The following is a 23675-nucleotide window of genomic DNA, read 5'->3' on the forward strand; positions in this document are numbered from 1 at the left end:
TGACCTTTAGTAAGCGACGTGGAGCGCAGAGAAAAGTCGGTTCACGGTGGTTTGTTTACAGGCGTTGCGCGTTAAGCTTCAAGCAGGGCACGGGCTGCAGCGCGCGCCTCATCCGTAATTGTGTCGCCCGCGACCATGCGCGCAATCTCATCAATGCGATCAGGATCGGACAATGGGGTCACGGTTGACAGGGTCTGATCCCCTGCCACCTGCTTCTGCACCCGCCAATGATGTGCTGCGCGGGCAGCGACCTGCGGCGAATGCGTCACCACCAGCACCTGCCCACCCCGTCCCAGCGACGACAGACGCCGCCCGACCGCATCAGCGGTGGCTCCGCCAACGCCCCGGTCGATCTCATCAAAGATCATTGTGCGGGCGCTATCCTCGCCGGTCAGGCAAACCTTGAGTGCCAGCAGAAAGCGGCTGAGTTCCCCGCCCGAAGCGATCTTGTTAAGTGGCCCTGAGGGCGCCCCGGGATTCGTGGCGACGGTAAAGGCTACTGCATCGATGCCCTCGGGACCGGGATCGCCAGGCGCAATCTCGGTCTGGAAAACCGCGCGTTCCATTTTCAACGGCGCAAGTTCCTCCATGACCGCTTTGTCGAGCGCTCTGGCTGCAGATTGCCTTAAAGAACTAAGAGCTTCAGCTGCCTTGTCATAAGTCGCCTGTGCAGCGGCAACGGCAGCGCGCTTATCGCTGATATCTGCATCGCTGGCGTCTAACCGGTTTAGACGGTCGCGCAGAATATCAGCGAAGGGACCCAATTCGTCTGGTGCCACATCGTGTTTTCGGGCCAATGCGCGGATCGCAAAGAGACGCTCTTCGATCTGCTCCAGCTCCGAGGGGTTAAACTCAAGCGCTTGCAGGCAGGAATTCACACCATCCTGCGCCTCACCCAATTCGATTAGGGCACGGCCAAGCGCAGCGATGGGTTCTTCTAACTGCCCCTCCGCATGGTCCGAGACACCTTCCAGCCAGCGCACTGCGTCAGCCAAGGCGCCTTCGGCCCCATCTCCGCCCATCAACGCAAAAGCGCGGGCTACGTCATCGCGGATGCGCTCGGCCCCCTGCATCATACGGCGGCGAGCGTCGAGGTCGGCATCTTCACCCGGCTGCGGATCTAGCTTGTCCAACTCAGCCACGGAATGACGCAAGAACTCTTCCTCCGCGCGCATGGAGGTCAGCGCAGCTTCGGTCTGAGCCAACACTTTTCGAGCGGTGGACATTTGACCCCAGGCGGAGCGAACAGCAGCAAGTTTGTCCTCTGCCTCTGCATACGCATCCAGCATTGCGCGATGGCCACGCGGATTCAGCAAGCCCCGGTCATCATGTTGGCCATGCAACTCGATCAGGGTTTCTGACAAAGCCCGCAACACCTCACCCGTACAACGACGATCGTTGACCCAAGCAGTCTTACGTCCCTCAGCCGTATTGACCCGACGCAGGATCAATTCCTCGCCCCCAGGCAAACCGGCGTCTGCCAACACGGCATGGGCAGGATGGCCTTCAGATAACTCGAACTCAGCGACAACCTCGCCTTGTTCAGCGCCTTGACGGACCAGTTCAGCCCGCCCGCGCCAACCCAACACAAAACCCAAAGAGTCCAGTAGGATCGACTTGCCTGCCCCGGTTTCACCGGTCAAAGCGTTCAAGCCCGGCTGGAACGTCAGCTCCAACCGGTCGATGATCAGCATGTCGCGGATATCAAGGGCGCGCAGCATCGGGTCTTAGCGTCCCACGCCTTTAGCCATCGCGTTTACAACCACTCACCTTTGATGGTCTGGCGATAGATCGTGCTGAGCCAGTTATTGCCTCGGCTCTTCAGATCCAGCCCGCGTGAGGTCAACAGTGTGTAACCTGCATCGTACCATTCAGAGGATTGATAGTTGTAACCCAGAATTGCGCCGGCGGATTGCGCCTCATCTACCAGACCCAGTGCCAAGTAAGCCTCGATCAGACGATACAGCGCCTCAGCCGTGTGCGAGGTGGTTTGGAAGTCTTCAACCACAACACGGAATCGGTTGATGGCCGCAGTAAAGTGGTCCTGACGCAGGTAATAGCGCCCGATCTCCATTTCTTTTCCGGCCAAATGGTCAAAGGCCAAATCAAATTTGAGAACCGCTGAGGTGGCATATTCGCTATCAGGGTAGACTTCGATCACCGTACGTAGGGCCTGCAGCGCTTGAAAGGTCAGGCCCTGATCGCGACCAACTTCGTCGATCTGATCATAGTAGCTGAGCGCCAGAAGATATTGCGCATACGCCGCATCTTCGTCGGTTGGATAAAAATCGATGTATCTCTGCGCAGCGGCGCGGCTTTCTTCGTAGTTTTGATCCGAATGAAAGGAAAACGCCTGCATGATCAGCGCTCGCTTGGCCCAGTCGGAATAGGGATAAAGCCGCTCGACCTCAGAGAAATACCACGCCGCGTCGTCAGAACGGTTCTGAGACAGCTCATATTCACCACGGGTATAAATCTGTTCTGGCGTGAAACTTTCGAGGTTCTGGTTGCGGTCAGCGCCCTTTTTTCTGAAAAGGCCTCCGTCCCCGCACGCCGTCAAAGATGCTGCCAGAAGAATCGCCGCTGCGAATCTGACTGCCGCTTTGGTGCCAACCATTCCGCCCATCCTTGTCGTTAACTTAGCGGGATTTATCCCTGATCGGACCTCGGTCTAGCACATAAAATTCCAGTGCAAAACGCCTTATCCACCCTATTGACGCAAATGTCGCCAGAGTTGACCAGGTCACGCGACTTGTGGAATTTCACTCCGCACCAGACCCTGACCCGGCAAGCGTGCGGCTTGTTCAGGCGTACATAGGATCGGGCGCACCGCACCAGGTGTCTCGAACAGCTTGCGCAGCAGCGTGTTGGTCATAGCATGACCCGACTTTTCACCGGTAAAGCGACCCAGGATCGGACCGCCTGCCAGATAAAGATCACCCAAGGCATCTAGCATCTTGTGACGCACGGCCTCATCAGCGTGGCGGAAACCACCCGGTGTCAGAACTTCGTCACCTTGCACAACGACCGCGTTTTCCAGCGTTCCACCCAACGCCAGACCATTCTCGCGCATCGCCTCAACATCCGTACGGCGGCAGAAGGTGCGGCTGTCGCACAATTCTCTCGCAAAGGATCCATTGCGCATATCGAGAACTTTGGTCTGACTGCCAATAGCGTGATCTTCAAAATCAATGTGGAATTCGATCTCAAGCCCTTCGGCAGGAACGATCGACGCGCTTGCGCCCTCGCGCGAAACGGTGATCGGTTTGAGAACTTCGTAGGCCAGCACAGGGCTCGCCTGACGACGCACACCTTTAGCCATGATACCGCGAACGAACTCGACCGACGAGCCATCCATGATCGGAACCTCGGGGCCGTCAATCTCGATCAGAGCGTTATGTATGCCGCACCCGGCGAGTGCCGCCATGATATGCTCAACCGTCGAAACCGAAACATCCGCTTCGTTTACGAGACGGGTGCAAAGCGGCGTGCGTTCGACAACATCGTAGATTGCGGGAATCATCGCATTGCCCAGCTCGATATCAATCCGTTTGAACCAGATTCCATGACCTGCTGCCGCAGGCTTCAGAACCATCGTCGCAGGCTTGCCGCTATGCAGCCCAGTGCCCGTAAACGTGACTGAAGATTTGAGCGTATGTTGCAATGTGAGCCTCGATGAATTGTGTCCAGCCTGCCGGGGGCTGTGTTGCACCCTCAACTAAGGAAGGGGGCGTCAAGGCTCAACTCACTCTTTGTAACCGAATGAAACATGATTGTGACACATCGGCAAATCCCTGCTTACATGGGTTTAATGCCTTGTGTTTCAATAGGAAAGGGCCGCACGTTTGCGACCCTTTCAAACGATTTTGTTACCGCGATCAGTTCGCTTGACGCCGCAGGAAGGCCGGAATTTCGATGCGCTCCTGGTCTGGATCAACCTCATCCTGCGCAGGTGCCGTAGCGTCAACCGACCGCATTGCAGGCTGTTGGCGCACCGGTTGCGCAGGCGTATCGGCCGCATGACCAGTCATACGATCGATCAGTCGGTTAAATCCAAAACGCGGACGATCCTCGGCTGCCTGCTGCGGCTGTGGGGCAGGTTCACGAGGGGCTTCAGCCGTTGGACGTAGCCGGTTATGCGGTACCTTCTGTACGGCTGCCTGCAATCGCTGCATCGCTTCTGGCGACGGAGTGCCGGGGGTCGGAGCACGCTGATCGACGTAAGCCTCGGGGGTTTCTTCCACTTCTGGCTGCGGCTCGAATTGTGCCACTTGTGGCCGATAGGCAGGCGGAGGCAGTCCGTCATCATCCTGTTCAGCCGCGGGTTGTTCGTCTTGCCAGCCCTCGTTGAACTCAACGTCTTCGATGGATTCAAACAGCGTCGGAGCAATGTTGTCCTCTTCTGCTGTCGGGGCGCCGGCAACCGGCTCCTGCGACTGCTCTTCCGCTGAAACCGTGCGGGTCAGCGGAGCCGACATCGAACGGCGTGCGACTGGCACGTCGTCGGTTTTTTCGCTGGCATCGATACCCGTCGCAACAACAGACACGCGCATGCCACCTTCCATCTCGGTATCGAGGGTCGAACCGACGATGATATTGGCCTCGGGATCCACTTCCTCGCGGATGCGGTTGGCGGCCTCGTCCAATTCGAACAGAGTCAGGTCGTGCGAACCAGTGATGTTGATCAGCACGCCCTTCGCGCCCTTGAGGCTAATTTCGTCCAGCAGCGGGTTGGCAATCGCCTTCTCAGCAGCCTGAATGGCGCGGTCTTCACCAGTGGCTTCACCCGTACCCATCATCGCCTTGCCCATCTCATCCATCACAGCGCGGACGTCGGCAAAGTCGAGGTTGATCAGACCCGGACGCACCATCAGGTCGGTCACGCCCTTGACGCCCTGATACAGAACGTCATCCGCCATCGAGAACGCTTCAGTGAACGTGGTCTTTTCATTGGCCAGACGGAACAGATTCTGGTTCGGGATGATGATCAGTGTGTCGACAACTTGCTGCAATGCGTCAACGCCGTCTTCGGCCTGACGCATCCGCTTGGCCCCTTCAAACTGGAAGGGTTTGGTTACAACACCAACGGTCAGAACACCGAGTTCCCGCGCAGCCTGTGCGATGATCGGGGCCGCACCAGTTCCGGTGCCGCCGCCCATACCAGCAGTGATAAAGCACATATGTGCCCCTGCCAGATGGTCAACGATCTGTTCGATGCTTTCTTCGGCAGCCGCGGCTCCCACGGTCGGGCGCGCCCCCGCACCCAGCCCTTCTGTGACTTTGACACCCAGTTGCACCCGCGCTGATGAGCGGCTTTGCTGCAACGCCTGCGCGTCTGTATTGGCGACGACAAATTCAACGCCGTCCAACTGCTTTTCAATCATATTGTCGACAGCATTGCCCCCAGCGCCGCCAACGCCAAATACGGTAATCCGAGGCTTGAGTTCGTCGTGCCCGGGCATCGAAAGATTTAATGTCATGCTCTGTCCGCCTGTTTTATATGTTGCCGCAAAATGCGGTTTATTCCGACCTATCCACAATTGATTTTACTGTGTCATTTCGGAAACGTCACCAGAAAAATCGCCAGATTCCACAAAATATGGAGGAAATAAGGCAATGAACTGCCGCATTTCGCTGCAACCGCGATATGTTGCGGCGAATGGCTCATGTACCACTACGTACGGAAAACCACACCCGCCCTACGGGGGTGCGAAACTCGTTGATCATTCAATATGGCCGCGGAAAACTGCTCAACGTCCTGCCGCTAGGCCTCTTTCGGGCCTTGCAGATATCTTGCGGGATTCTGGCACGGGCTGCAACCGATTTCTTTAGCCTACAGGAGCACTTGGACAGTTTAGACTGTCGTCTGTAACACTTCGGACCTCTTGCGTTTCGCTCCCTACAAAACGCGCGAGACGCACCATTAACCGGTCATCATGAAGGAAGGGCCACCAGCAAACAGGTACGCCATCGGGCGCATCATCATAGAGAAAGCAAATCTGGCCGTTTGGCGTGGTGATCTGGCCATAAACGCATCCCCGCCCCTCCATCCGCCAGACAGAGAGAGTCGGGCTCAGGAACTCTTCGGTTCCGACCAGCATACCGCTGCGGATTTCGTGAAAGGTGATCGTTTTACCGACAACAGCGTTCAGAAACGCCTCAGGCGTGATCAGTGTCTGGGTCTCTGCGACGGTGGGTAAGAACACCGCGCCGAGGGCGACCCGGCGCAGTTGTTTACCAATTGTCACGGAACCAACGCACAGCACGTTTGAACGGGCGCGCAGCGTAGGTGTCGACCGGTATTTCAAAGTCCCACCATTCGTCCTGTGGATGCGCAGCAAACAGGCTAAGCCCCACCGCCGAGGAAAAACCCGGCCCCGTCGCCGATTGCGGCAGACCATGGACGCGCAGCGGGCGACCCAAACGAACACGCTGGCCCAGAATACGACTGGCCAACCCGTCGAGTCCCATGATCTGGCTGCCACCGCCAGTCAGAACGATTTGCTGGCTGGGCAGGTGATCAAATCCCGCGGCATCCAGGCGGGTACGGACTTCTTCGAGGATTTCTTCGACGCGTGGTCGCATAATGCCGATTAATTCGGCACGGCTGACGGTGCGACGGTCATGCTCCCAATCACCGGTATCGCCGCCAATATCGATCAGGTCACGATCATCAGCCCCGGTGGCATGGACGCCGCCGTTAAAGGTCTTGATCCGTTCGGCCACTGCTGCGGGCACTCCAAGGCCCATGGAGATATCGCTGGTCACGTGATCGCCGCCCATGCGCACGCAATCGGCATAGATCATATGTTTTTTCATGAAGATTGAGATGCTGGTCGTACCGCCGCCCATGTCGATACAGGCTGCACCCAGCTCTTGTTCGTCCTCGACCAATGCGGAAATGCCCGAAACGTAGGCTGAGTTCGCAATCCCTGCCAGTTCCAGATCGCAGCGCTTGATACAGCGGACGATGTTCTGGATCGCAACCGCATCGACGGTCAGCATGTGCATATCCACTGCAAGGCTTTGACCTAACTGTCCACGCGGGTCGATCAGACCCGAACGGTTGTCCAGTGCGAAATTCACCGGCTGGGCATGCAACACTTCGCGTCCTTCGCCATAATCCGGCACATCACAGGCGTTCAGCACGCGCCCCACTTCGGCCTCGGTGACCAGCTGGCCTTCCAGATCGACCTGTGCGTCCAGACCGTATGAGCGCGGATTGGCTCCTGAGAAGGACGCGATGACGTGATCAACACGGATATCGGCCATTTTCTGCGCTGCCTGCAGGGCGGTGCGGATGGCGCGCTCGGTCTCCTGCATCGCGGTAACTTCGCCGAACTGCACCCCGCGCGAGCGAGTGGTCGCGGCACCAATCACCCGAAACCCGGTCTGACCCGCCATGGAGCCAATCGAATTGTCCTCGGACAACCGCCCCGTCCCGTCGAAGCGCAGGACGAGGCAGGCGATTTTGGAGCTGCCCACATCCAAAATGGCGACAACACCGCGTTGCATTGCCTGCCGGCGCATCTGCCGCATGGCCCGTTGGGACTGATAAAGATCGGTCATCATGGTCGTTACTGCCCGTTACTCACATCTACTTTTGTGTTCCACCAGTCTTCGCTGGCTGTTTTGTTCATTCGGATGGTTGGTCGCTGGCCAAGGCGCATATCAACCGCAGCCACGTCGCGTTCCAAAAGGTCCTGTACCTCGTTTACGGCCAGCACGCGTTCCAGTGCACGCGCGGGTCGCTCGGTTGGCAACATGATGCGCTGGTTGCGATCCAACACCAGATCCCAGCGGCGTTCACCAACACGCACGAGCCCCCGGACCCGCTCGCCCAAACTGCGGGCGGTTGTCAGAATCTGCAGCGCTTCGGGCACATGCTTGTCCGCGCCTTTCCCGGCAATCAAAGGCAAGTTTGCGTGATCAGCACGCGCCGCAATCATATCCACGTGGGCACCGGTTTCATCCAGTAACTCGATCCCGTCACGGGTTCGCCAGACGATGACCGGCTGACGTTCAACTACATCTACCTGCAAGATACCGCCGGGGCGAATGCGCACAGTTGCCGATTTCACCGGATCGAGCCCAGTGATGGTGTCGCGGATCATCTCGACATCCAGGTCCCAGGAACTGAGCGGGAAATCGAGAGGCACAACCTCGCGGATATCTTCCGATAGCGCGGTCCCCGCGCCGTCGATGGCCATCAGGTTGACCATGAATTCCGGACGTTCCTGAATCGAGGTCTTGATGCCGGTGACATAGGCGCTGACGGCCTCGCGGCGTTCTTCAGCGGCAAAGAAGCCTCCGACCAATCCGACGACCGCCAGAATCGGTAGACCAATCTTCACTCCGCGCCGGATGCCGGGGGTGAGCATCCAGCGCTGAAAACGGTAGCTGAGGCGCGAAGGCGCAGGATCAGACAAGCGTCCGCGACCAAAGAATCGGGTGTCTCGCAAGCGCAGTTTGGGTTCAGCTTCGGATTCCGACTTTTGAGCAGCACCAAAATCCGCATCTGGCCCCGCCAGCGGTTTGGTCCGGTGGATCACAGGCGTGCGGGTGGCGGTCAGCGGTCGCATGAGGCGTCCTCCACCATCCAGGCGCAAAGCTGGCCGAACGTCATGCCCAGATGCGCGGCCTGCTCTGGCGCTAGCGAAGTTGGTGTCATGCCGGGCTGCGTATTGGTCTCCAGCAGGAACAGGCCATCCGCACCCATGCTGTCATCCCATCGGTAATCAGTACGAGATACGCCGCGACATCCCAAAGCGTCGTGAGCTTTCACCGCATAGTTCATGCAGCGGTCAAAAATATCTTGCGGGATATCGGCGGGCAGCACGTGCCACGATCCGCCGGGTTTGTACTTGGCATCGTAGTCGTACCAGCCACCATCGGTCATGATTTCGGTTACCGTCAAGGCGCGGTCGCCCATCACCGTCACGGTCAGTTCACGGCCTGCGACGTATTTCTCAACCATAACCTGATCGGGCATCGCCGCGTCCAGTTGCGGCGGGCCGTTGGCATTTTCGTGCACGATATAAATGCCGACGCTAGAACCTTCGTTGTTGGGCTTGGCCACATAGGGTGGTTCCATCACGTGGACTTCGACCACTTCGACCTTGGGCACGATCACGCTGGGCACAACAGGCAGACCCTCGGCCTGATAAACCTCTTTACTGCGCTGTTTGTCCATCGCCAAAGCCGAGGCCAGCACGCCGGAATGCGTGTAGGGAATGCGCATCCACTCCAGTAGACCCTGCACACAGCCATCCTCGCCCCAGCGGCCATGCAAGGCGTTGAAAACTACATCTGGCTTGATCTCCAGAAGGCGCGCGTAGAGGTCGGGACCCGCGTCCAGTTCGACCACTTCAAAGCCTTCTCCCACAAGGGCGGCTGCGCATTCGCGCCCAGAGCTGAGAGACACCTCGCGTTCCGCCGAGGGGCCGCCCATCAATACCGCCACTTTGGGGTTTGTCCTGCTCGACATACCCAATGTGCGCCTCAATGTCCCCGGACCTTATGTAGTGGTCCGTATTGCGTTTATGCCTTTGATCCGTCGCCTGAATTTGCCTGTTTTGGTCTGACGGTTGGGGCTATTTTATTTCAGCGGATCACCGACCCGCATGATTTCCCACTCTAGCGTGATGCCGCTTGTTTCGTAAACCTTTTTTCTGACCTCTTCGCCCAGTCCCTCGAGGTCAGCCGCAGTCGCGTCACCGGTATTGATCAGGAAATTCGAGTGCTTGGGGCTCATTTGTGCGCCGCCTTTGGTGGCGCCGCGCATGCCCGCGTTGTCGATCACCTTCCACGCCTTGAGGTCGTGCACATCATCTTCGCGCCCGGTCGAAGAAAACCCAGCCGGGTTGCGGAAGGTCGAACCAGCGCTTCTGTCCTTGGTGGGCTGCGTTTCGTCGCGCTTCTTAAGCTGCGCTTCCATGCGGGCGTGCAACTCGGACGGATTGCCCGAGGGGGCTTGGAAGGTGGCTGAAACCAGCACCGCACCTTCGGGCAGATCAGATTGACGGTAGCGGAATTTGAGGTTATCGGGGCTGAGTTCGACAAATTCGCCCTGCCGTGTGACGATGGTGGCTTTTTGCAGCACATCCGCCGTGTAGCTGCCATAGCAACCCGCGTTCATGCGCACCGCCCCGCCGATAGAGCCGGGGATCGTGCGCAGAAATGTCAGGTCAACGCCTGCATCCGCTGCCTTGCGCGCCACATGCGCATCCAGTGCCGCCGCGCCTGCTGTAACGGTATTTCCGTCGACTGAGATACCGTTGAACCCGCGCCCCAAACGGATCACCACGGCCCGCAGGCCGCCATCCCGTACAATTATGTTTGATCCGACACCCATGGGAAAAACCGGAACGTCCGCGGGCAGGTCGCGCAAAAAGGCCTGCAGGTCTTCGATATCAGCGGGCTGAAACAAATAATCAGCAGGTCCACCAACGCGAAGCCAAGTCAAATCATTGAGCGCACGCGCCTCGGTCAGGCGACCTCGGACCACGGGTAGATCGGTCATGCATTTGTCCTAGCTGACAGGCTGCGTCCGCCGACGCCCCCCATGATGACGGCAAACAGGAAAGGTAGGACACCACCTGTGAGCCAAACAAATGGGCCAAATGCATTTTCCTCTTCGCCTGCTTCAACACCAGCCAACATCACGATCAGCACCAATGCCACAGCCGAAGTCAAACCGATCAGCCAAAGCAGCGCTTTGATACCGATCCAGCGTCCGGCAACAAAACCAGATACGGCGCCGAAGATGAGAGAGATCAATGGCAGATAAGCAAAGGTGGCAATGTCGACCATGGGGGCCTCCTAATATGGTCGGTTACTTGTTGACCGCCTTCATGCCCTGCAATTTCGCCTTTGTCCAACGGGTCAGGTATATCACCGGCCAGCGCAAGATCGACATACCCGCAGCCAGCACCACAAGCCCGATCCAAGGACCGCTTTCATAGGTGACATAACCAAGAATTGGAATTCCTACGGCGATCAAGAAATATGCCCGTTTCCAGTGATTATCTTTGCTTGGAAGCATTGCCAATATATTGGCAACAACTCCCCAAAGACCGGCAAGCGCAAGCGACCAATTCACTCTGATACCTCTTTGTCCGTCCATTTACGCCAGTAATAGCGGATCGGATTACGAAACATCGAAGCAAAGGCGGCTAAAGCCAATACCCCAATCAACCATCCATAATCATGTCCAAGCCAAAAAATCAGTACGGGTGCGCTAACCAGCAGCACAACACCCGGTGGAAATTGCAGACGCATCGGTAGCATTGCGACGATGGTTGAGGCAAAAACCCAGGCGCAGGCGATGATGAGCGAAAGCGACACGAGCCTAACTCGCCTTCGCAATCAATTGGTCAGGCAATCCATTGGCCCAGGCGCTGATGGTCCCGGCACCGAGGCATACAACCATATCCCCCGGTCGGGCCTGTTCACGGACGAGCCGCACTAGGTCACTTTCATCCAGAATGGCCCGCGCATGGCGGTGGCCATGACGGATCAGCCCTTCGACCAGTGCGTCACGGTCGGCCCCTTCGATCGGGTCTTCGCCCGCAGCAAAGACCTCGGCGATGGCGACCACATCGGCATCGTTGAAGCAGGTGCAAAAATCATCAAACAGATCAGACAATCGCGAATAGCGGTGCGGCTGGTGGACGGCGATGACGCGGCCCTCGGTAGCTTGGCGCGCAGCCTTGAGGACAGCTGCGATTTCAACAGGGTGGTGGCCATAATCGTCGATGATGGTGACACCGTTGATCTCTCCGACCTTGGTAAAGCGGCGGTTAACGCCACCGAAATTGGCCAGCGCGTCGCGAATTTCCGAAGCTTTCATCCCCAGATGACGGGCAACAGCCACTGCGGACAGAGCATTCGATACGTTATGATCGCCGGGCATCGGCAGGGTGCAGCCTTCGATCACCTTGTCTTCGTAGCGCAAATGGATGTCGAAATGGGCAACGCCACCTTTATAGGTCAGGTTCTCGGCCCGTACATCGGCCTGTGCGTTGAAACCATAGGTGCGCACACGACGGTCCGAGATGCGGCCAACCAGAGCTTGCACCTCGGCATGATCCGTGCAGCACACGGCCAGACCGTAGAACGGCAGGTTCGAGACGAATTCGTAAAACCCATCGCGCAGTTGGTCGAAATCGCCCCAGTGCTCCATATGCTCCGGGTCGATATTGGTGACGATGGCGATGGTTGCAGGCAGGCGATTGAATGAGCCGTCGCTCTCATCCGCTTCAACCACCATCCATTCACCCTGCCCCATCCGTGCATTCGAGCCATAGGCGTGGATGATGCCGCCATTGATGACGGTGGGATCGAAATCGCCCGCGACCATCAGTTCCGCCATCATCGTGGTCGTGGTGGTTTTTCCGTGGGTTCCGGCGATGGCGATGTTCGAACGCAGGCGCATAAGCTCGGCCAGCATATCGGCGCGACGGACGACGGGCAGGCCCTGCGCGCGTGCCTCGTCCAGTTCCGGGTTCCCCGGTTTGATAGCGGTCGAGACCACGACCACGGCGGCGTTCTGCAGGTTCTCGGCACGCTGGCCTTCGAAAATCTCGGCGCCGAGCCCAGCCAGTCGGTCAGTAATCTTCGAGGTTTTCAGATCCGAACCTTGTACCTGGTAGCCAAGGTTCAAAAGCACCTCGGCGATGCCTGACATCCCGATCCCGCCGATACCCACGAAATGGATCGGTCCAACGTCCTGCGGCAGTTTGGTTGCTGGATTCATGAGGTCTCCTTCTGCGCCAGTTGCTCGACAAGGGCGACCAGACGCTCGGTTGCGTCCGGAGCCCCGACCGATAGCGCGGCATGGGCCATTTGCTGTGCGGCTTCGGGGTTGGTGAGAACCGTGGTCATCTGCTCTGTCAGCGCGGGAACGTCAAGGGCGTTTTCCGGGATCATGATCGCCCCACCCGCCTGAACCAACCCGCGCGCATTGGCGGTTTGGTGGTCACCAGCGGCGGTAGCAAGCGGGATCAATATCGACGGACGGCCAATCACCGAGATGTCGGCGATGCTGGAGGCACCCGAGCGGCTGACAACCAGCTGCGCATCAGACATGCGACGCGGCACATCGTCAAAAAATGGCTGCACATCGGCGCGGATGCCGTGATCGGAGTAAAAGGCTTTGACCCGCTCGCTATCCTCGTTGCGGGCTTGATGCGAGACGCGGATATGGTCGCGTACGGCTTCGGGCAACGCCGCAATCGCACCGGGGACCACATCGCTGAGAATACGCGCGCCTTGCGAGCCGCCCATTACAAGCACCGACATCGGGTAATCTCCGGGCGGAATAAAGGGCGCTCCTTCGCGTTCCAGTACTGCGCCGCGCACCGGGTTGCCGGTGTGGATACCGTTGGCCCCGTCCGGCAGATCGGTGGGCCAGACACCGCAGGCCACCTGTGCGACCCGAGTTGCAAACACTTTATTCACGCGACCCAGAACGCCGTTCTGTTCATGGATCATACGCGGGATTTTCAACAGCGTTGCCGCGCCCAGCGCCGGGATCGACGGATAGCCTCCAAATCCCACCACAACGTCCGGCTTGTCGCGCATCATCTGCGCCGCCATACCGGTCACACCAGCAGCAATCTTGGGCCCGACCAGCACTTTGGCGGCCAGACCGCCGCGGGCAAAGGTTGCCGAGGATGCCTCGACAATTTCAACACCTTCGGGGAACGCACCGGTATAGCGCGCGCCTCGCGGATCGGTGGACAAGCGCACGCGCCAGCCTTTGGCCAGCATCGCCTCTGCCAGTGCCTGCGCCGGGAACATGTGTCCTCCAGTGCCACCTGCTGCGATCAGAAGATACGGCATCATCCTCGCCCGCGCAAAATATCACCCAGTTCGCCTTGCGGGCGGGTTCGGGTGAAGGCCAGCAACATGCCGACCGCGATGCCGCCTGCGATCAGCGACGAGCCGCCATAGCTGACGAAAGGCAACGTCATGCCTTTGGCAGGCAACAGACGTACAGCAACGCCCATGTTGATCATCGCCTGTACACCGAACATGCAGGCCAGCCCGGTACCGGCCAGGCGAATGAACATGTCGCGTTCGCGCATCAGTCGCAGCAGCGAACGCACGACGATCAACGAATAGAGTGCGATGATGATCAGAACGAGGATCAGACCATACTCCTCTGCCGCCACTGCGATGATGAAATCAGTATGCGCGTCAGGCAGCGACCATTTCACCTGTCCCTCGCCCACGCCAACACCGAACAACCCACCCTCGCGGATTGCGTTCGTCGCGTAGCCAAGCTGAGTGGTCGGGTCGAGTTCCTGATTTAGAAAACCATCGATACGGCGCGCAAAGTGCTCTGAGTTGGAATAGGCAAACATTCCGCCCAAAACCACGGCCCCCGCCATGCCAACCAACAGCAACATCGGAGCGCCCGCCACGAAATACATTACCCCCCAACCAAAGAGGATCAGGCAGGCCTGTCCAAAATCGGGTTGCATCACCAGCATCGCAACAATGGCCATACACAGCGCGAATGACCATAACCGCCCCGGAGGGCCATTGATTTCCTGCGAAGCAGCCAACAGCCACGCTGCCACGACGACAAATCCGGGCTTGAGAAATTCTGATGGTTGCAGCGAGGCAAAGCCCAGCGAATACCAGCGCACTGCGCCTTTGCCAAAATCCGTGCCAAAGATCGGTAGAAATGCCAGCGCGACGAACGAGACAAGAAAGCCCAAGATCGCCAGACGCCGCACCAGCGTGGGTGACATCATCGAGGTCAGAAGCATCGCAACCAGTGCGAGCCCTCCAAACAGCGCCTGCCGCTCGACATAGTGGAAGGGATCAAATCCGTTGCGCCCCGCGAGCGGCGGCGAAGAAGCCAGCCCAAGCAGAAGCCCTATGACAAACAGTATCAAAACGCAGGACATCGTCCAGCGGTCAATCGTCCGCCACCACTTCGGTAGAATCGGTTCTCCGCGCTGGTCCTGGACCGCGCCATACACCATCTCAGTCATGAGATACCGCCACTATCTGCCTCGTCAACGTCCCGTTTTCGGGATCTGTTCGGGAGTCTACAGTGATTTTTGTTTTCAGACCAGAGGAATGACGGAATAGATTTTCAAAACACTTTTCCCGACATGACGACATCATTGTCAAAGCCAGCGCCGCACGCTGGGACCATCTGTCAGGACAACAACGGCTTGTCGTTTTTCACGTGACGCTGGATCAGAGATTGCATCTTCCGACCCTGTTGCGGCACGAGGCGCGCCACCTGAGGCTCGTAGTCTTTGGCGACAATTTCGGGAAACAACTCGGTGATTTCCACCAGGGCGTCTTTCCCAACGCTTTTTAGTGCTTCGGGCCCGGTTAACAGGCTTTCCGATGGTGCGCCTTCTGCGAAGACCACCTCGTGCCTGTCAAAGAGGATGTGAACATATGTTACGCTCTGCGCCTCCTGATCCACCGAAACCCCCGGCAGGCCCATAAGTTTAATCGCTGGAACCAGGATCTCGTGACTGGAAAACATGCGTTCAGCAATGGCTGAGCGCAGCAGCATCCGATGTTGCGGAGAAACGCGTAATGTGCGTTCGGGCAGACCTTCGCCCAACGCACCCTTGGCAATTCTGACGGGGCGCAACTTGGGTTTAATATTCAGGTCAATACTGTCCAGAGTGCGCCTTCCGATCCAACGGATGGCCTGAGGTCCATTGTCGAGTGTCAGAACAAAATCACCTGCTTCGAGGGTTTCAACCGGTCTCGGGCCAGACGGGGTATCGATCTTAGTCCCCAAAGTGAAACATGGTACAACGGTATCTACATCAATGCTGGGTCCATTATCGACGATCGCCGTGATCGTCAGCGTCGTATTTAACTGCGGAATAGACCCTCCGATAAATGCCATGAAATATCCGTCTTCGCTGTCAACTCCGATCGAGTCACCATCGCCGTTGATATCATAGTCAAACAGGCCGATCTGGTAGGTGTTGGTGCCATCTGTCACCGTAACCGTAAAATCCCAGAATATGATCTCACCGTTGTAAGTCTGCGTCGGATCGTTCGAGACTTCGTTGGAAATGCTGTCACCGCTGTAAATCGTACCGTCGGCACCATCTTCGATGGTGATTTGATCATATGCAAAAATCTGGAAAGTTGATCCCACGACGGTTGTTGAAGCGCCTGCGTCCGACAACGTGGTGTTGCTGCGAAACGCACCATAGATATTCGTCGGCATCGGGCGTAACTCCACAACATTTCAAAACACACGCACATATCCAGTATATGTGCCATTTTTTGCTAGAGCTTGGTTTACGATGGGTCAAGCTGAGCTCACGGGATATTTCACCCCTGTGGCGCGTGCGCACTGCTCCAATACTGGACCATGAGGCTTGTAGAACAAGTTCAATCCGCCCCACTTTAACGCGCGTGGTTCGGTGGCCCTTGCCATCTGGTGGATAACAGGCCAATGGCCATACATGAATTACGATACAATCATCCTTGGTGCCGGGGCGGCTGGCATGATGTGCGCGACCCATTGCGGTGGACGCGCGCTGGTGATCGATCACGCAAAAGCGCCCGGCGAAAAGATCCGTATATCCGGCGGTGGGCGGTGCAATTTCACCAATTTGCATACGGGGCCAGGAAATTTCCTGTCGCAGAACCCCCATTTTAGCAAATCGGCTTTGGCGCGGTACACACAATGGGATTTCATCGATCTGGTAGAACGTCACCAAATTGCTTGGCATGAGAAGACTCTGGGGCAGTTGTTTTGTGACGGTTCGTCAAAACAGATTATCCAAATGTTGCTGGACGAAATGGCACGTGTCGGGGCCGAGCTGTGGGTACAGACTACCTTCCACTCGCTGCGCAAGACCGAGAGCGGGTTCTCGCTGGAGGTCGAGCGAGAAGGCAATCGCATTTCCCTGACATGCCGCAATCTGGTTTTGGCCACGGGCGGCAAGTCGATCCCCAAGATGGGTGCAACAGGGTTGGCCTACGACATTGCGCGCCAATTCGGGCTAAAGGTGACCGAAACCCGGGCAGCGCTGGTGCCATTTACCTTTTCAGATGGACGGTTCAAAGACCTATCCGGTGTCTCGCTGCCCGTGCGGCTGTCAAATCAACGCACCAGTTTCGATGAGGCCCTGCTGTTCACCCATCGCGGGCTGAGCGGCCCTTCTGTACTGCAACTATCTTCGTATTGGCGCGAGGGCGAGGTCATTCGGGTGAATCTGATCCCGGATCTAGGGCTGTTCGAGCTGTTGCGGGATCAGCGGCAGGCGGGTGGACGCAAGGCGCTGACCACAGAGCTTGCACGCCATTTACCTTCGCGTCTGGTGGACTACCTCAAGCACCATTTCCAGATGCAAGGCAATCTGGCGGATCAATCCGATGCTGCGCTGACCGACCTGGTCACGGCTCTGTCGGACTGGCACCTCACCCCTGCTGGCACTGAAGGTTATCGCACGGCCGAGGTAACGCTCGGTGGAATCGATACTCAAGGGTTGTCGTCCAAAACGATGGAGGCCAGGGAAGTCCCCGGCCTCTATGCTATTGGTGAAGCGGTGGATGTCACCGGTTGGCTGGGTGGTTACAACTTCCAATGGGCGTGGTCTTCGGGTCACGCTGCAGGAAGTGCCATCGCAGGCCGTTAACCAACGACGTTATAGCCTCGTCCGCGCATGCAATTGCGCACCAGCACTTCCTTGTTCTGGTTCTTGTTGATCACGTCCGCGCCTGCCCCAACCAGAGCGCCGGCAACGGCTGCGCGACCCAGATTGTCGCTGCTGTCCTGAACGATGCCCGTTACGGCAGCTGCGCCTACCGCGCCGATGGCCGCATTGCCAGCAGTGGACCCATCAACGCTGGCCTGTGAGGCCGCCAGTTGCTGGCATTGCTGCAGATCGACATTGTAGTTCGGGCCTACAGGACCATCGATCACGGGCTGATAGTTGGCACCGGTATTGGTGCATGCCCCCGCCACAAGCAGAGCGGGAACGATCAATAGAAACTTACGGTTTGGCATTTTCATAACCTCGTGTTGAATTTCCTGAAGGCAAAAACCAATGCAGATTGCGCGTCAAGCAGATAGGCGCTCAGCTTCGCCGAACCGGCAAACAATTGCAAACGCCTTGCTTTCAGAGGCGTTTTTTCACCTCGGCGGTGAAGTCATCACCGCGCTGTTCGAAATTGTCATATTGGTCGAAACTGGCCGCTGCAGGGGCCAACAAGACCACCTCGCCCGGCTGCGCGTCTGCCATGGCCTGTTCAACAGCGGCAGCCATGGTGGTGCAAACCTGAGCATCCGCAGTTAGCTGCATGGCAAAACCCGCAGCTTCGCGTCCAATGACATAGGCCTTGATCACGTGACCTTCGGCCCCGTTCAGCGCCTCAAGCCCACCCTCTTTCTCAAGCCCGCCACAGATCCAGCGAACCTTTTTGAAGGCGCTCAGCGCTTTCAAGGCGCTGTCCACATTGGTGGCCTTAGAGTCGTTCACGAAGGTCACCCCATCCGCTTCGGCAATGATTTGACTGCGATGCGGCAGACCAGGAAAACTATGCAGCGCGTCTTCGATCACGCGGGGGGCCAAGCCCAGAGAACGGCAGGCAGCATAGGCAGCACAAGCGTTCTGGTGGTTATGCGCGCCTGGCAAGCCCTTGATGTCGCGCAGATCAATTGATCCCGTCTGACGTCCCTTGCGGTATTCAGACAAGTATCCCTTGCGTGCAAAAACCTGCCAGCCCGGTCCAGTCAGTTTACGCGCAACCGAAATGCGGATCACCCGATCATCAGATGGCCCCTCGGCCAGCTGACCAGCCAAAAACGCGCCTTCAGCCTCATCGATCCCGATCACGGCGCGATCCGGCCCGCCTTCGGCAAAGAGGCGGCGTTTGGCTGCGAAATAGCCACCCTTACCTCCATGCCGGTCAAGATGATCAGGTGAGAGATTGGTGAAAACCGCCACATCTGGCGTCAAGGCGCGGGCCAGTTCAATTTGATAACTGGACAGCTCTAACACCACCACCGAGCCATCACCGCCCGGATCGATATCCAGAACACCGCGCCCAATATTGCCCGCCAACTGCGAGTCGCGCCCGGCCTCGGTCAGGATATGGTGGATCAGGGCTGCAGTGGTTGATTTGCCGTTCGATCCCGTCACTGCGATGACACGCGGTGGGGTGTCATAGTTGTGCCATTCAGGCCCGGCGAAGGAGCGAAAGAACAAGCCAATATCATTGTCTACCGGGACGCCAGCATCCGTTGCAGCAGCCACGACCGGATTGGGCATGGGATAAAGATGCGGAATACCAGGTGAAACAATCAGGGTAGCAATATTTTCGAACGCTCCATGTCGGCGCAGATCAGAGCAGACCAGCCCCGCTCCTTCAGCCGCCTCACGCGCGGCCGGGTTGTCATCCCAGCACACCGGTTCGGCACCGCCCGCCTGCAATGCACGAGCCGTGGCCAAACCAGACCGCCCTAGCCCCAGAACCGCAACTTTTTTCCCTGAAAACCCTTTGACCGGGATCATCTGCTGTCCACCTTCATCGCATAGAAATTTGCGCCACACTGCACCGAAGGATTTCCCAAAGGCAAGGGGGCGCTCAGGCTCGCGCGGCAGCGCGAGCCGGGCCCAACGGGTGGCAGGCGGGCCACAGGCCCTCCGAACCCGGCGGGTGTCCTACCGCACTTTCAACGTCGCCAGACCAATCATCGCCAGGATCAGCGAGATGATCCAGAAGCGGATCACAATCGTCGGCTCAGCCCAGCCCTTTTTCTCATAGTGATGATGGATTGGGGCCATCAGGAATACACGTTTACCAGTGCGCTTGTAGTAAAGCACTTGAATGATCACGCTCAGCGCTTCGACCACGAATAGGCCACCCACAATGGCCAACACCAGTTCGTGCTTGGTTGCAACAGCGATTGCGCCAAGTGCACCGCCCAGAGCCAACGATCCTGTATCCCCCATGAACACTGCTGCCGGAGGGGCGTTGTACCATAAGAAGCCAAGCCCCGCTCCAAAAAGCGCCGAGGTGAATATGAAGATTTCACCTGTGCCGGGCACATAATGCACGTCAAGGTATTCGGTGAAGTCGACCCGCCCCACCGCATAGGCAATCACGCCCAGCGTCGAGGCGGCGATCATCGCGGGCATGATGGCCAACCCGTCCAAACCATCGGTCAGATTTACCGCATTGGCAGCCCCAACGATCACAATGACCGCGAATGGGATATAAAATAGGCCCAGATTGATCAGCGTATCCTTGAACACCGGCATAGCCAGTTGATTTTGCAAATCGGCAGGATGGTGCAATCCTGCCCAAAAAGACGCCAGAACCGCAATCAGAACTCCCAAAGCCAAACGCATCTTGCTCGAAACGCCTTTGGTATTCTGTTTTGATACTTTGGCGTAGTCGTCAGCGAATCCAATGGCCGCATAAGACAGTGTTACGAAAAGTACCATCCACACATAGGGATTGTCCCAACGCGCCCAGACCAGCGTTGAAGTTACCAGTGCGCCAACAATCAAAAGGCCACCCATAGTAGGGGTTCCGGCTTTGGACAGGTGCGCTTCGGGGCCATCATCCCGGATTGGCTGGCCCTTGCCCTGCTTGCGACGCAGTACGTTAATCAGAGGTTTTCCGAAGAGAAATCCAAAGATCAGTGCCGTCAGAAAGGCTCCACCTGCCCGGAACGTAATGTAGCGAAAGAGGTTCCAGAAATCCCCTCCGTCCGACAGGGCGGTCAACCAATAGAGCATACCAAAACCTTTCTCACACGGGCATCACGGGCGCTTACGGCTCAAGCGCGCCCCCTTGCCCCATTTTCCGCAGACCGTCAACAATCTGTGCCAATGCCATGCTGAGCGAACCCTTTGCCAGCACCGCATCGCCGTTACGGATCAACTCGGGCAGTTGCCCGACCATCTCGGCGCTGGTCTCAGTCCAAAGCCCACGCTTGCCCTCCGGCAAGGCCTGATGCAGCGCCTGCATCAGTGGACCGATGCAGTGAACCTGATCGACCTGAGCCATCGCGGCCACATCGGCCATGGCCGCGTGCATCGCGTGTTCCTGCGCACCCAGCTCTTTCATGTCGCCCAGAAAGGCAATCTTGCGATTACCTTGCGATGCGGCCAGCACGTCCAATGCGGCCTCCATCGAGGTTGGATTGGCGTTGTAACTGTCATCCAGCAGCTCGATCTGATCGCCGCTAGGCAGCGCGATAACCTCACGCACCCCGCGCCCTTTGACCGGGGACCAGCGGCGCAAGCCAGCAACGGCCTGATCCAGATCGACGCCCAGCTCGACACAAGCCGCCAGAGCGCCCAGCGCGTTCATGGCAAAATGCGTACCTGCCGATTGGACGTTGAACGAGATAGTGTTTTCGTCAACCTTACCCTGCGCCTGAAGACTGTTGGCGCCCTGCTCCACCTCGGTCAGAGCGTAATCATGGGCCGTTCGACCAAAATCGACAATCTTCGCGCCCTGCGCCTGCGCACAGCTGCGCAGGATGTCGGCGTGTTCGATATCGGCGTTCACGATGGCGGCCCCGCCCTTGGTCAACCCGTCGAAAATCGCGGCCTTCTCATGGGCGATCCCCGCGACCGAGTCGAACGCTTCGAGATGCACCGCAGCCACCGTCGTCACCAACCCCACATGCGGCTGCGCCTGACGCGCCAGAGGTGCGATTTCGCCCGGATGATTCATGCCGATCTCGATCACGGCAAACTCGGTATCGCGCGGCATCCGCGCCAGTGTCAGCGGGACACCCCAATGGTTGTTGTAGCTGGCGACGCTTGCATGGGTTTTCCCTTGCGTTTCCAATATGCTGACCAGCATTTCCTTGGTCGAGGTTTTGCCCACACTGCCGGTCACACCCACCACGCGCGCCGCCGTCCGGGCACGGGCCGCCTGCCCCAACGCTTCCAGACCGGTTTGCACGTCATCAACGATCAAGAGCGGCGCATCTTCGGATACGTCTTCAGGAATGCGGGATACCAGCGCGGCACCTGCCCTTTTATCCAGCGCTTGCGCGACGAAATCATGGCCGTCGCGGGCAGCTTTGAGCGCGACGAACAGGTCTCCGGGTTGCAAGGTGCGGGTGTCGATCGAGACCCCACTCACCTGCCAATCGGTGGTGGCGTGTCCATCGGTGGCCTCGGCGGCCTCGGCTGCGGTCCAGAGCGTCATGCGACCCTCCCGTCCAACGCGGCGACCGAGATACTGGCCTGTTCCACGTCATCAAAGGGCAGAACCTGATCGCCAACGATCTGGCCGGTTTCGTGGCCTTTGCCCGCGATCAACAGGGCGTCACCCGGTTGCAGCGCGTCGATGCCACGCAGGATCGCTTCGGCCCGATCGCCGACTTCAGTCGCTTCAGGCGCACCCAACATGACAGCGGCACGGATGATCGCCGGGTCTTCGCTGCGGGGGTTATCGTCGGTAACCAAGACCAGATCTGCATTCTCTGTGGCCGCCTGCCCCATGAGAGGGCGTTTAGTGGCATCCCGATCCCCACCTGCGCCAACAATGGCGATCAGACGACCCATCACATGAGGGCGCATCGCTTTCAGCGCTGTAACAACCGCATCCGGCGTATGCGCGTAATCGACAAACACCGCCGCGCCGTTGTTGCGGGTGGCGGCCAGTTGCATTCGGCCCCGGACGGTGGTCAGGTGCGGCAGGGTTTCGAAAACGCGGTCGGGGTCCTCTCCTGCCGCGATAACCAGACCGCAGGCCAGCAGAACGTTTTCAGCTTGGAATCCACCGATCAGGTTCAAACGGGTTTGATAGGTCTTGCCTTTCCACGAAAAACGCAGGTCCTGCCCGGTTGCGTCAAAGCGTTGGTTCAACAGGCAAAGATCAGAGCCTTCAGGTCCTACGGTGATAATATTTTGCCCCCGCGCCTCGGCGATCTTGTACATCTCGGCGCCCTTTGGGTCGCTGAGGTTGATTACCGCGATCCCGTCTTCCGGCAGCACACGGTCAAACAGCCCCGCCTTGGCGGCGAAATAGGCCTCGAACGTATCGTGATAGTCCAGATGGTCCTGCGTGAAATTCGAGAACCCGGCGGCGGCCAACTGCACACCATCCAAACGACGTTGTTCAAGGCCGTGAGATGAGGCCTCCATCGCCGCGTGGGTCACACCATTCTCGGCGGCCTCGGCCAGACAGCGGTGCAGCGTGATCGGTTCGGGCGTGGTATGTGCCAAAGGCGCGGTCCATGCGCCCTCGACCCCGGTGGTGCCCAGGTTGACGGCGGCGAGGTCCAGCTCGGACCAGATTTGACGGACGAAGCTCGCCACGGATGTTTTACCGTTAGTGCCAGTGACCGCCACGATAGTTTGCGGTTGCGCACCGAACCACAGCGCCGCCGCCCCGGCCAAGGCCTGGCGTGGATCTTCGGTCACGATCAGCGCAGCGTCGGATGCGGTCAGTTCTTTGGCAGCGAGCTCAGCCCCTTCTGCGTCTGTGAGAATGGCGGCTGCCCCCATACGCAGGGCGTATTGGATAAACTCTCCGCCATGAACGCGAGTGCCTGGAAGGGCAGCAAAAAGGAAGCCGTCTTTCACCTCACGGCTGTCGACGGCCAGTCCGGTGATGTCGGGATTCGCCCCGCCCCGCGCGGTCAGGGCCAGTTGGCTAAGTTTCTTTGACCGATTGCCCATGACCCACCTCTT

22 protein-coding genes are annotated in these 23675 nt (G+C 58.3%); 1 reads left to right on the plus strand and 21 read right to left on the minus strand.

Annotation, left to right across the window (positions count from 1 at the left end; genetic code table 11):
• Positions 1-71: 71 nt before the first annotated feature.
• From recN to ACR3EJ_RS16165, 16 genes are all read right to left on the minus strand, one after another.
• Positions 72-1721 (minus strand): DNA repair protein RecN, encoded by a 1650-nt coding sequence (gene recN / locus ACR3EJ_RS16090; RefSeq protein ID WP_170543630.1) that lies wholly within the window; start codon positions 1719-1721, stop codon positions 72-74.
• Positions 1722-1756: 35 nt separating this feature from the next.
• Complete coding sequence (locus tag ACR3EJ_RS16095) at positions 1757-2617, minus strand: outer membrane protein assembly factor BamD (RefSeq protein WP_170476932.1); 861 nt, start codon at positions 2615-2617, stop codon at positions 1757-1759.
• Positions 2618-2743: 126 nt separating this feature from the next.
• The gene (lpxC, locus tag ACR3EJ_RS16100) at positions 2744-3664 is read right to left on the minus strand and encodes a UDP-3-O-acyl-N-acetylglucosamine deacetylase (protein WP_170476934.1); all 921 of its coding nucleotides are present in this window, start codon (positions 3662-3664) and stop codon (positions 2744-2746) included.
• Positions 3665-3878: 214 nt separating this feature from the next.
• Positions 3879-5480: a cell division protein FtsZ gene (gene ftsZ, locus ACR3EJ_RS16105; protein ID WP_170543628.1), complete on the minus strand. Its 1602-nt coding sequence runs from the start codon at positions 5478-5480 to the stop codon at positions 3879-3881.
• A 348-nt stretch (positions 5481-5828) separates the two neighbouring features.
• Complete coding sequence (locus tag ACR3EJ_RS16110; RefSeq protein ID WP_260025015.1) at positions 5829-6248, minus strand: hypothetical protein; 420 nt, start codon at positions 6246-6248, stop codon at positions 5829-5831.
• A complete protein-coding gene (ftsA, locus tag ACR3EJ_RS16115) occupies positions 6235-7569 on the minus strand; it encodes a cell division protein FtsA (protein WP_010442579.1) in 1335 nt (444 codons plus the stop codon). Before ftsA ends, ACR3EJ_RS16110 begins: the two co-directional genes overlap by 14 nt.
• An 8-nt stretch (positions 7570-7577) precedes the next feature.
• Positions 7578-8582, minus strand: coding sequence for a cell division protein FtsQ/DivIB (locus ACR3EJ_RS16120; protein WP_170543626.1), 1005 nt, complete (start codon positions 8580-8582; stop codon positions 7578-7580).
• The gene (locus ACR3EJ_RS16125; protein WP_170543624.1) at positions 8570-9487 is read right to left on the minus strand and encodes a D-alanine--D-alanine ligase; all 918 of its coding nucleotides are present in this window, start codon (positions 9485-9487) and stop codon (positions 8570-8572) included. The genes ACR3EJ_RS16120 and ACR3EJ_RS16125 overlap by 13 nt, the downstream gene beginning before the upstream one ends.
• 111 nt (positions 9488-9598) lie before the next feature.
• On the minus strand, positions 9599-10522 hold the full coding sequence (gene murB, locus ACR3EJ_RS16130) for a UDP-N-acetylmuramate dehydrogenase (protein ID WP_170543623.1): 924 nt from the start codon (positions 10520-10522) through the stop codon (positions 9599-9601).
• The gene (locus tag ACR3EJ_RS16135; RefSeq protein ID WP_170543621.1) at positions 10519-10812 is read right to left on the minus strand and encodes a hypothetical protein; all 294 of its coding nucleotides are present in this window, start codon (positions 10810-10812) and stop codon (positions 10519-10521) included. The genes murB and ACR3EJ_RS16135 overlap by 4 nt, the downstream gene beginning before the upstream one ends.
• Positions 10813-10834: 22 nt before the next feature.
• Positions 10835-11101 carry a DUF2484 family protein gene (locus ACR3EJ_RS16140; RefSeq protein WP_170476949.1) on the minus strand — a complete coding sequence of 89 codons (267 nt, stop codon included), beginning with the start codon at positions 11099-11101 and terminating at the stop codon, positions 10835-10837.
• On the minus strand, positions 11098-11346 hold the full coding sequence (locus ACR3EJ_RS16145) for a DUF2484 family protein (RefSeq protein ID WP_170543619.1): 249 nt from the start codon (positions 11344-11346) through the stop codon (positions 11098-11100). The genes ACR3EJ_RS16140 and ACR3EJ_RS16145 overlap by 4 nt, the downstream gene beginning before the upstream one ends.
• 4 nt (positions 11347-11350) lie before the next feature.
• Positions 11351-12757 (minus strand): UDP-N-acetylmuramate--L-alanine ligase, encoded by a 1407-nt coding sequence (murC, locus tag ACR3EJ_RS16150; RefSeq protein WP_010442586.1) that lies wholly within the window; start codon positions 12755-12757, stop codon positions 11351-11353.
• A complete protein-coding gene (locus ACR3EJ_RS16155; protein WP_170543618.1) occupies positions 12754-13845 on the minus strand; it encodes a UDP-N-acetylglucosamine--N-acetylmuramyl-(pentapeptide) pyrophosphoryl-undecaprenol N-acetylglucosamine transferase in 1092 nt (363 codons plus the stop codon). Before ACR3EJ_RS16155 ends, murC begins: the two co-directional genes overlap by 4 nt.
• Positions 13845-15008: a putative lipid II flippase FtsW gene (gene ftsW / locus ACR3EJ_RS16160; protein ID WP_170476957.1), complete on the minus strand. Its 1164-nt coding sequence runs from the start codon at positions 15006-15008 to the stop codon at positions 13845-13847. Before ftsW ends, ACR3EJ_RS16155 begins: the two co-directional genes overlap by 1 nt.
• 170 nt (positions 15009-15178) lie before the next feature.
• On the minus strand, positions 15179-16225 hold the full coding sequence (locus ACR3EJ_RS16165; protein WP_170543616.1) for a Hint domain-containing protein: 1047 nt from the start codon (positions 16223-16225) through the stop codon (positions 15179-15181).
• 241 nt (positions 16226-16466) lie between these two features.
• Between ACR3EJ_RS16165 and ACR3EJ_RS16170 the strand changes: the two genes are divergently transcribed.
• The gene (locus ACR3EJ_RS16170; protein WP_170543614.1) at positions 16467-17645 is read left to right on the plus strand and encodes a BaiN/RdsA family NAD(P)/FAD-dependent oxidoreductase; all 1179 of its coding nucleotides are present in this window, start codon (positions 16467-16469) and stop codon (positions 17643-17645) included.
• On the opposite strand, the gene ACR3EJ_RS16175 is transcribed toward ACR3EJ_RS16170, so the two are convergent.
• From ACR3EJ_RS16175 to ACR3EJ_RS16195, 5 genes are all read right to left on the minus strand, one after another.
• Positions 17642-18016, minus strand: coding sequence for a glycine zipper family protein (locus ACR3EJ_RS16175; protein WP_259462652.1), 375 nt, complete (start codon positions 18014-18016; stop codon positions 17642-17644). The genes ACR3EJ_RS16170 and ACR3EJ_RS16175 overlap by 4 nt on opposite strands.
• Positions 18017-18128: 112 nt before the next feature.
• Positions 18129-19523 carry a UDP-N-acetylmuramoyl-L-alanine--D-glutamate ligase gene (gene murD, locus ACR3EJ_RS16180; protein ID WP_170543613.1) on the minus strand — a complete coding sequence of 465 codons (1395 nt, stop codon included), beginning with the start codon at positions 19521-19523 and terminating at the stop codon, positions 18129-18131.
• Positions 19524-19673: 150 nt separating this feature from the next.
• On the minus strand, positions 19674-20756 hold the full coding sequence (gene mraY / locus ACR3EJ_RS16185) for a phospho-N-acetylmuramoyl-pentapeptide-transferase (RefSeq protein ID WP_010442593.1): 1083 nt from the start codon (positions 20754-20756) through the stop codon (positions 19674-19676).
• A gap of 34 nt (positions 20757-20790) precedes the next feature.
• On the minus strand, positions 20791-22185 hold the full coding sequence (locus ACR3EJ_RS16190; RefSeq protein ID WP_170543611.1) for a UDP-N-acetylmuramoyl-tripeptide--D-alanyl-D-alanine ligase: 1395 nt from the start codon (positions 22183-22185) through the stop codon (positions 20791-20793).
• The gene (locus ACR3EJ_RS16195; protein WP_170543609.1) at positions 22182-23663 is read right to left on the minus strand and encodes a UDP-N-acetylmuramoyl-L-alanyl-D-glutamate--2,6-diaminopimelate ligase; all 1482 of its coding nucleotides are present in this window, start codon (positions 23661-23663) and stop codon (positions 22182-22184) included. The genes ACR3EJ_RS16190 and ACR3EJ_RS16195 overlap by 4 nt, the downstream gene beginning before the upstream one ends.
• Positions 23664-23675: the final 12 nt, after the last annotated feature.

The organism is Ruegeria sp. AB11 (assembly GCF_056536325.1).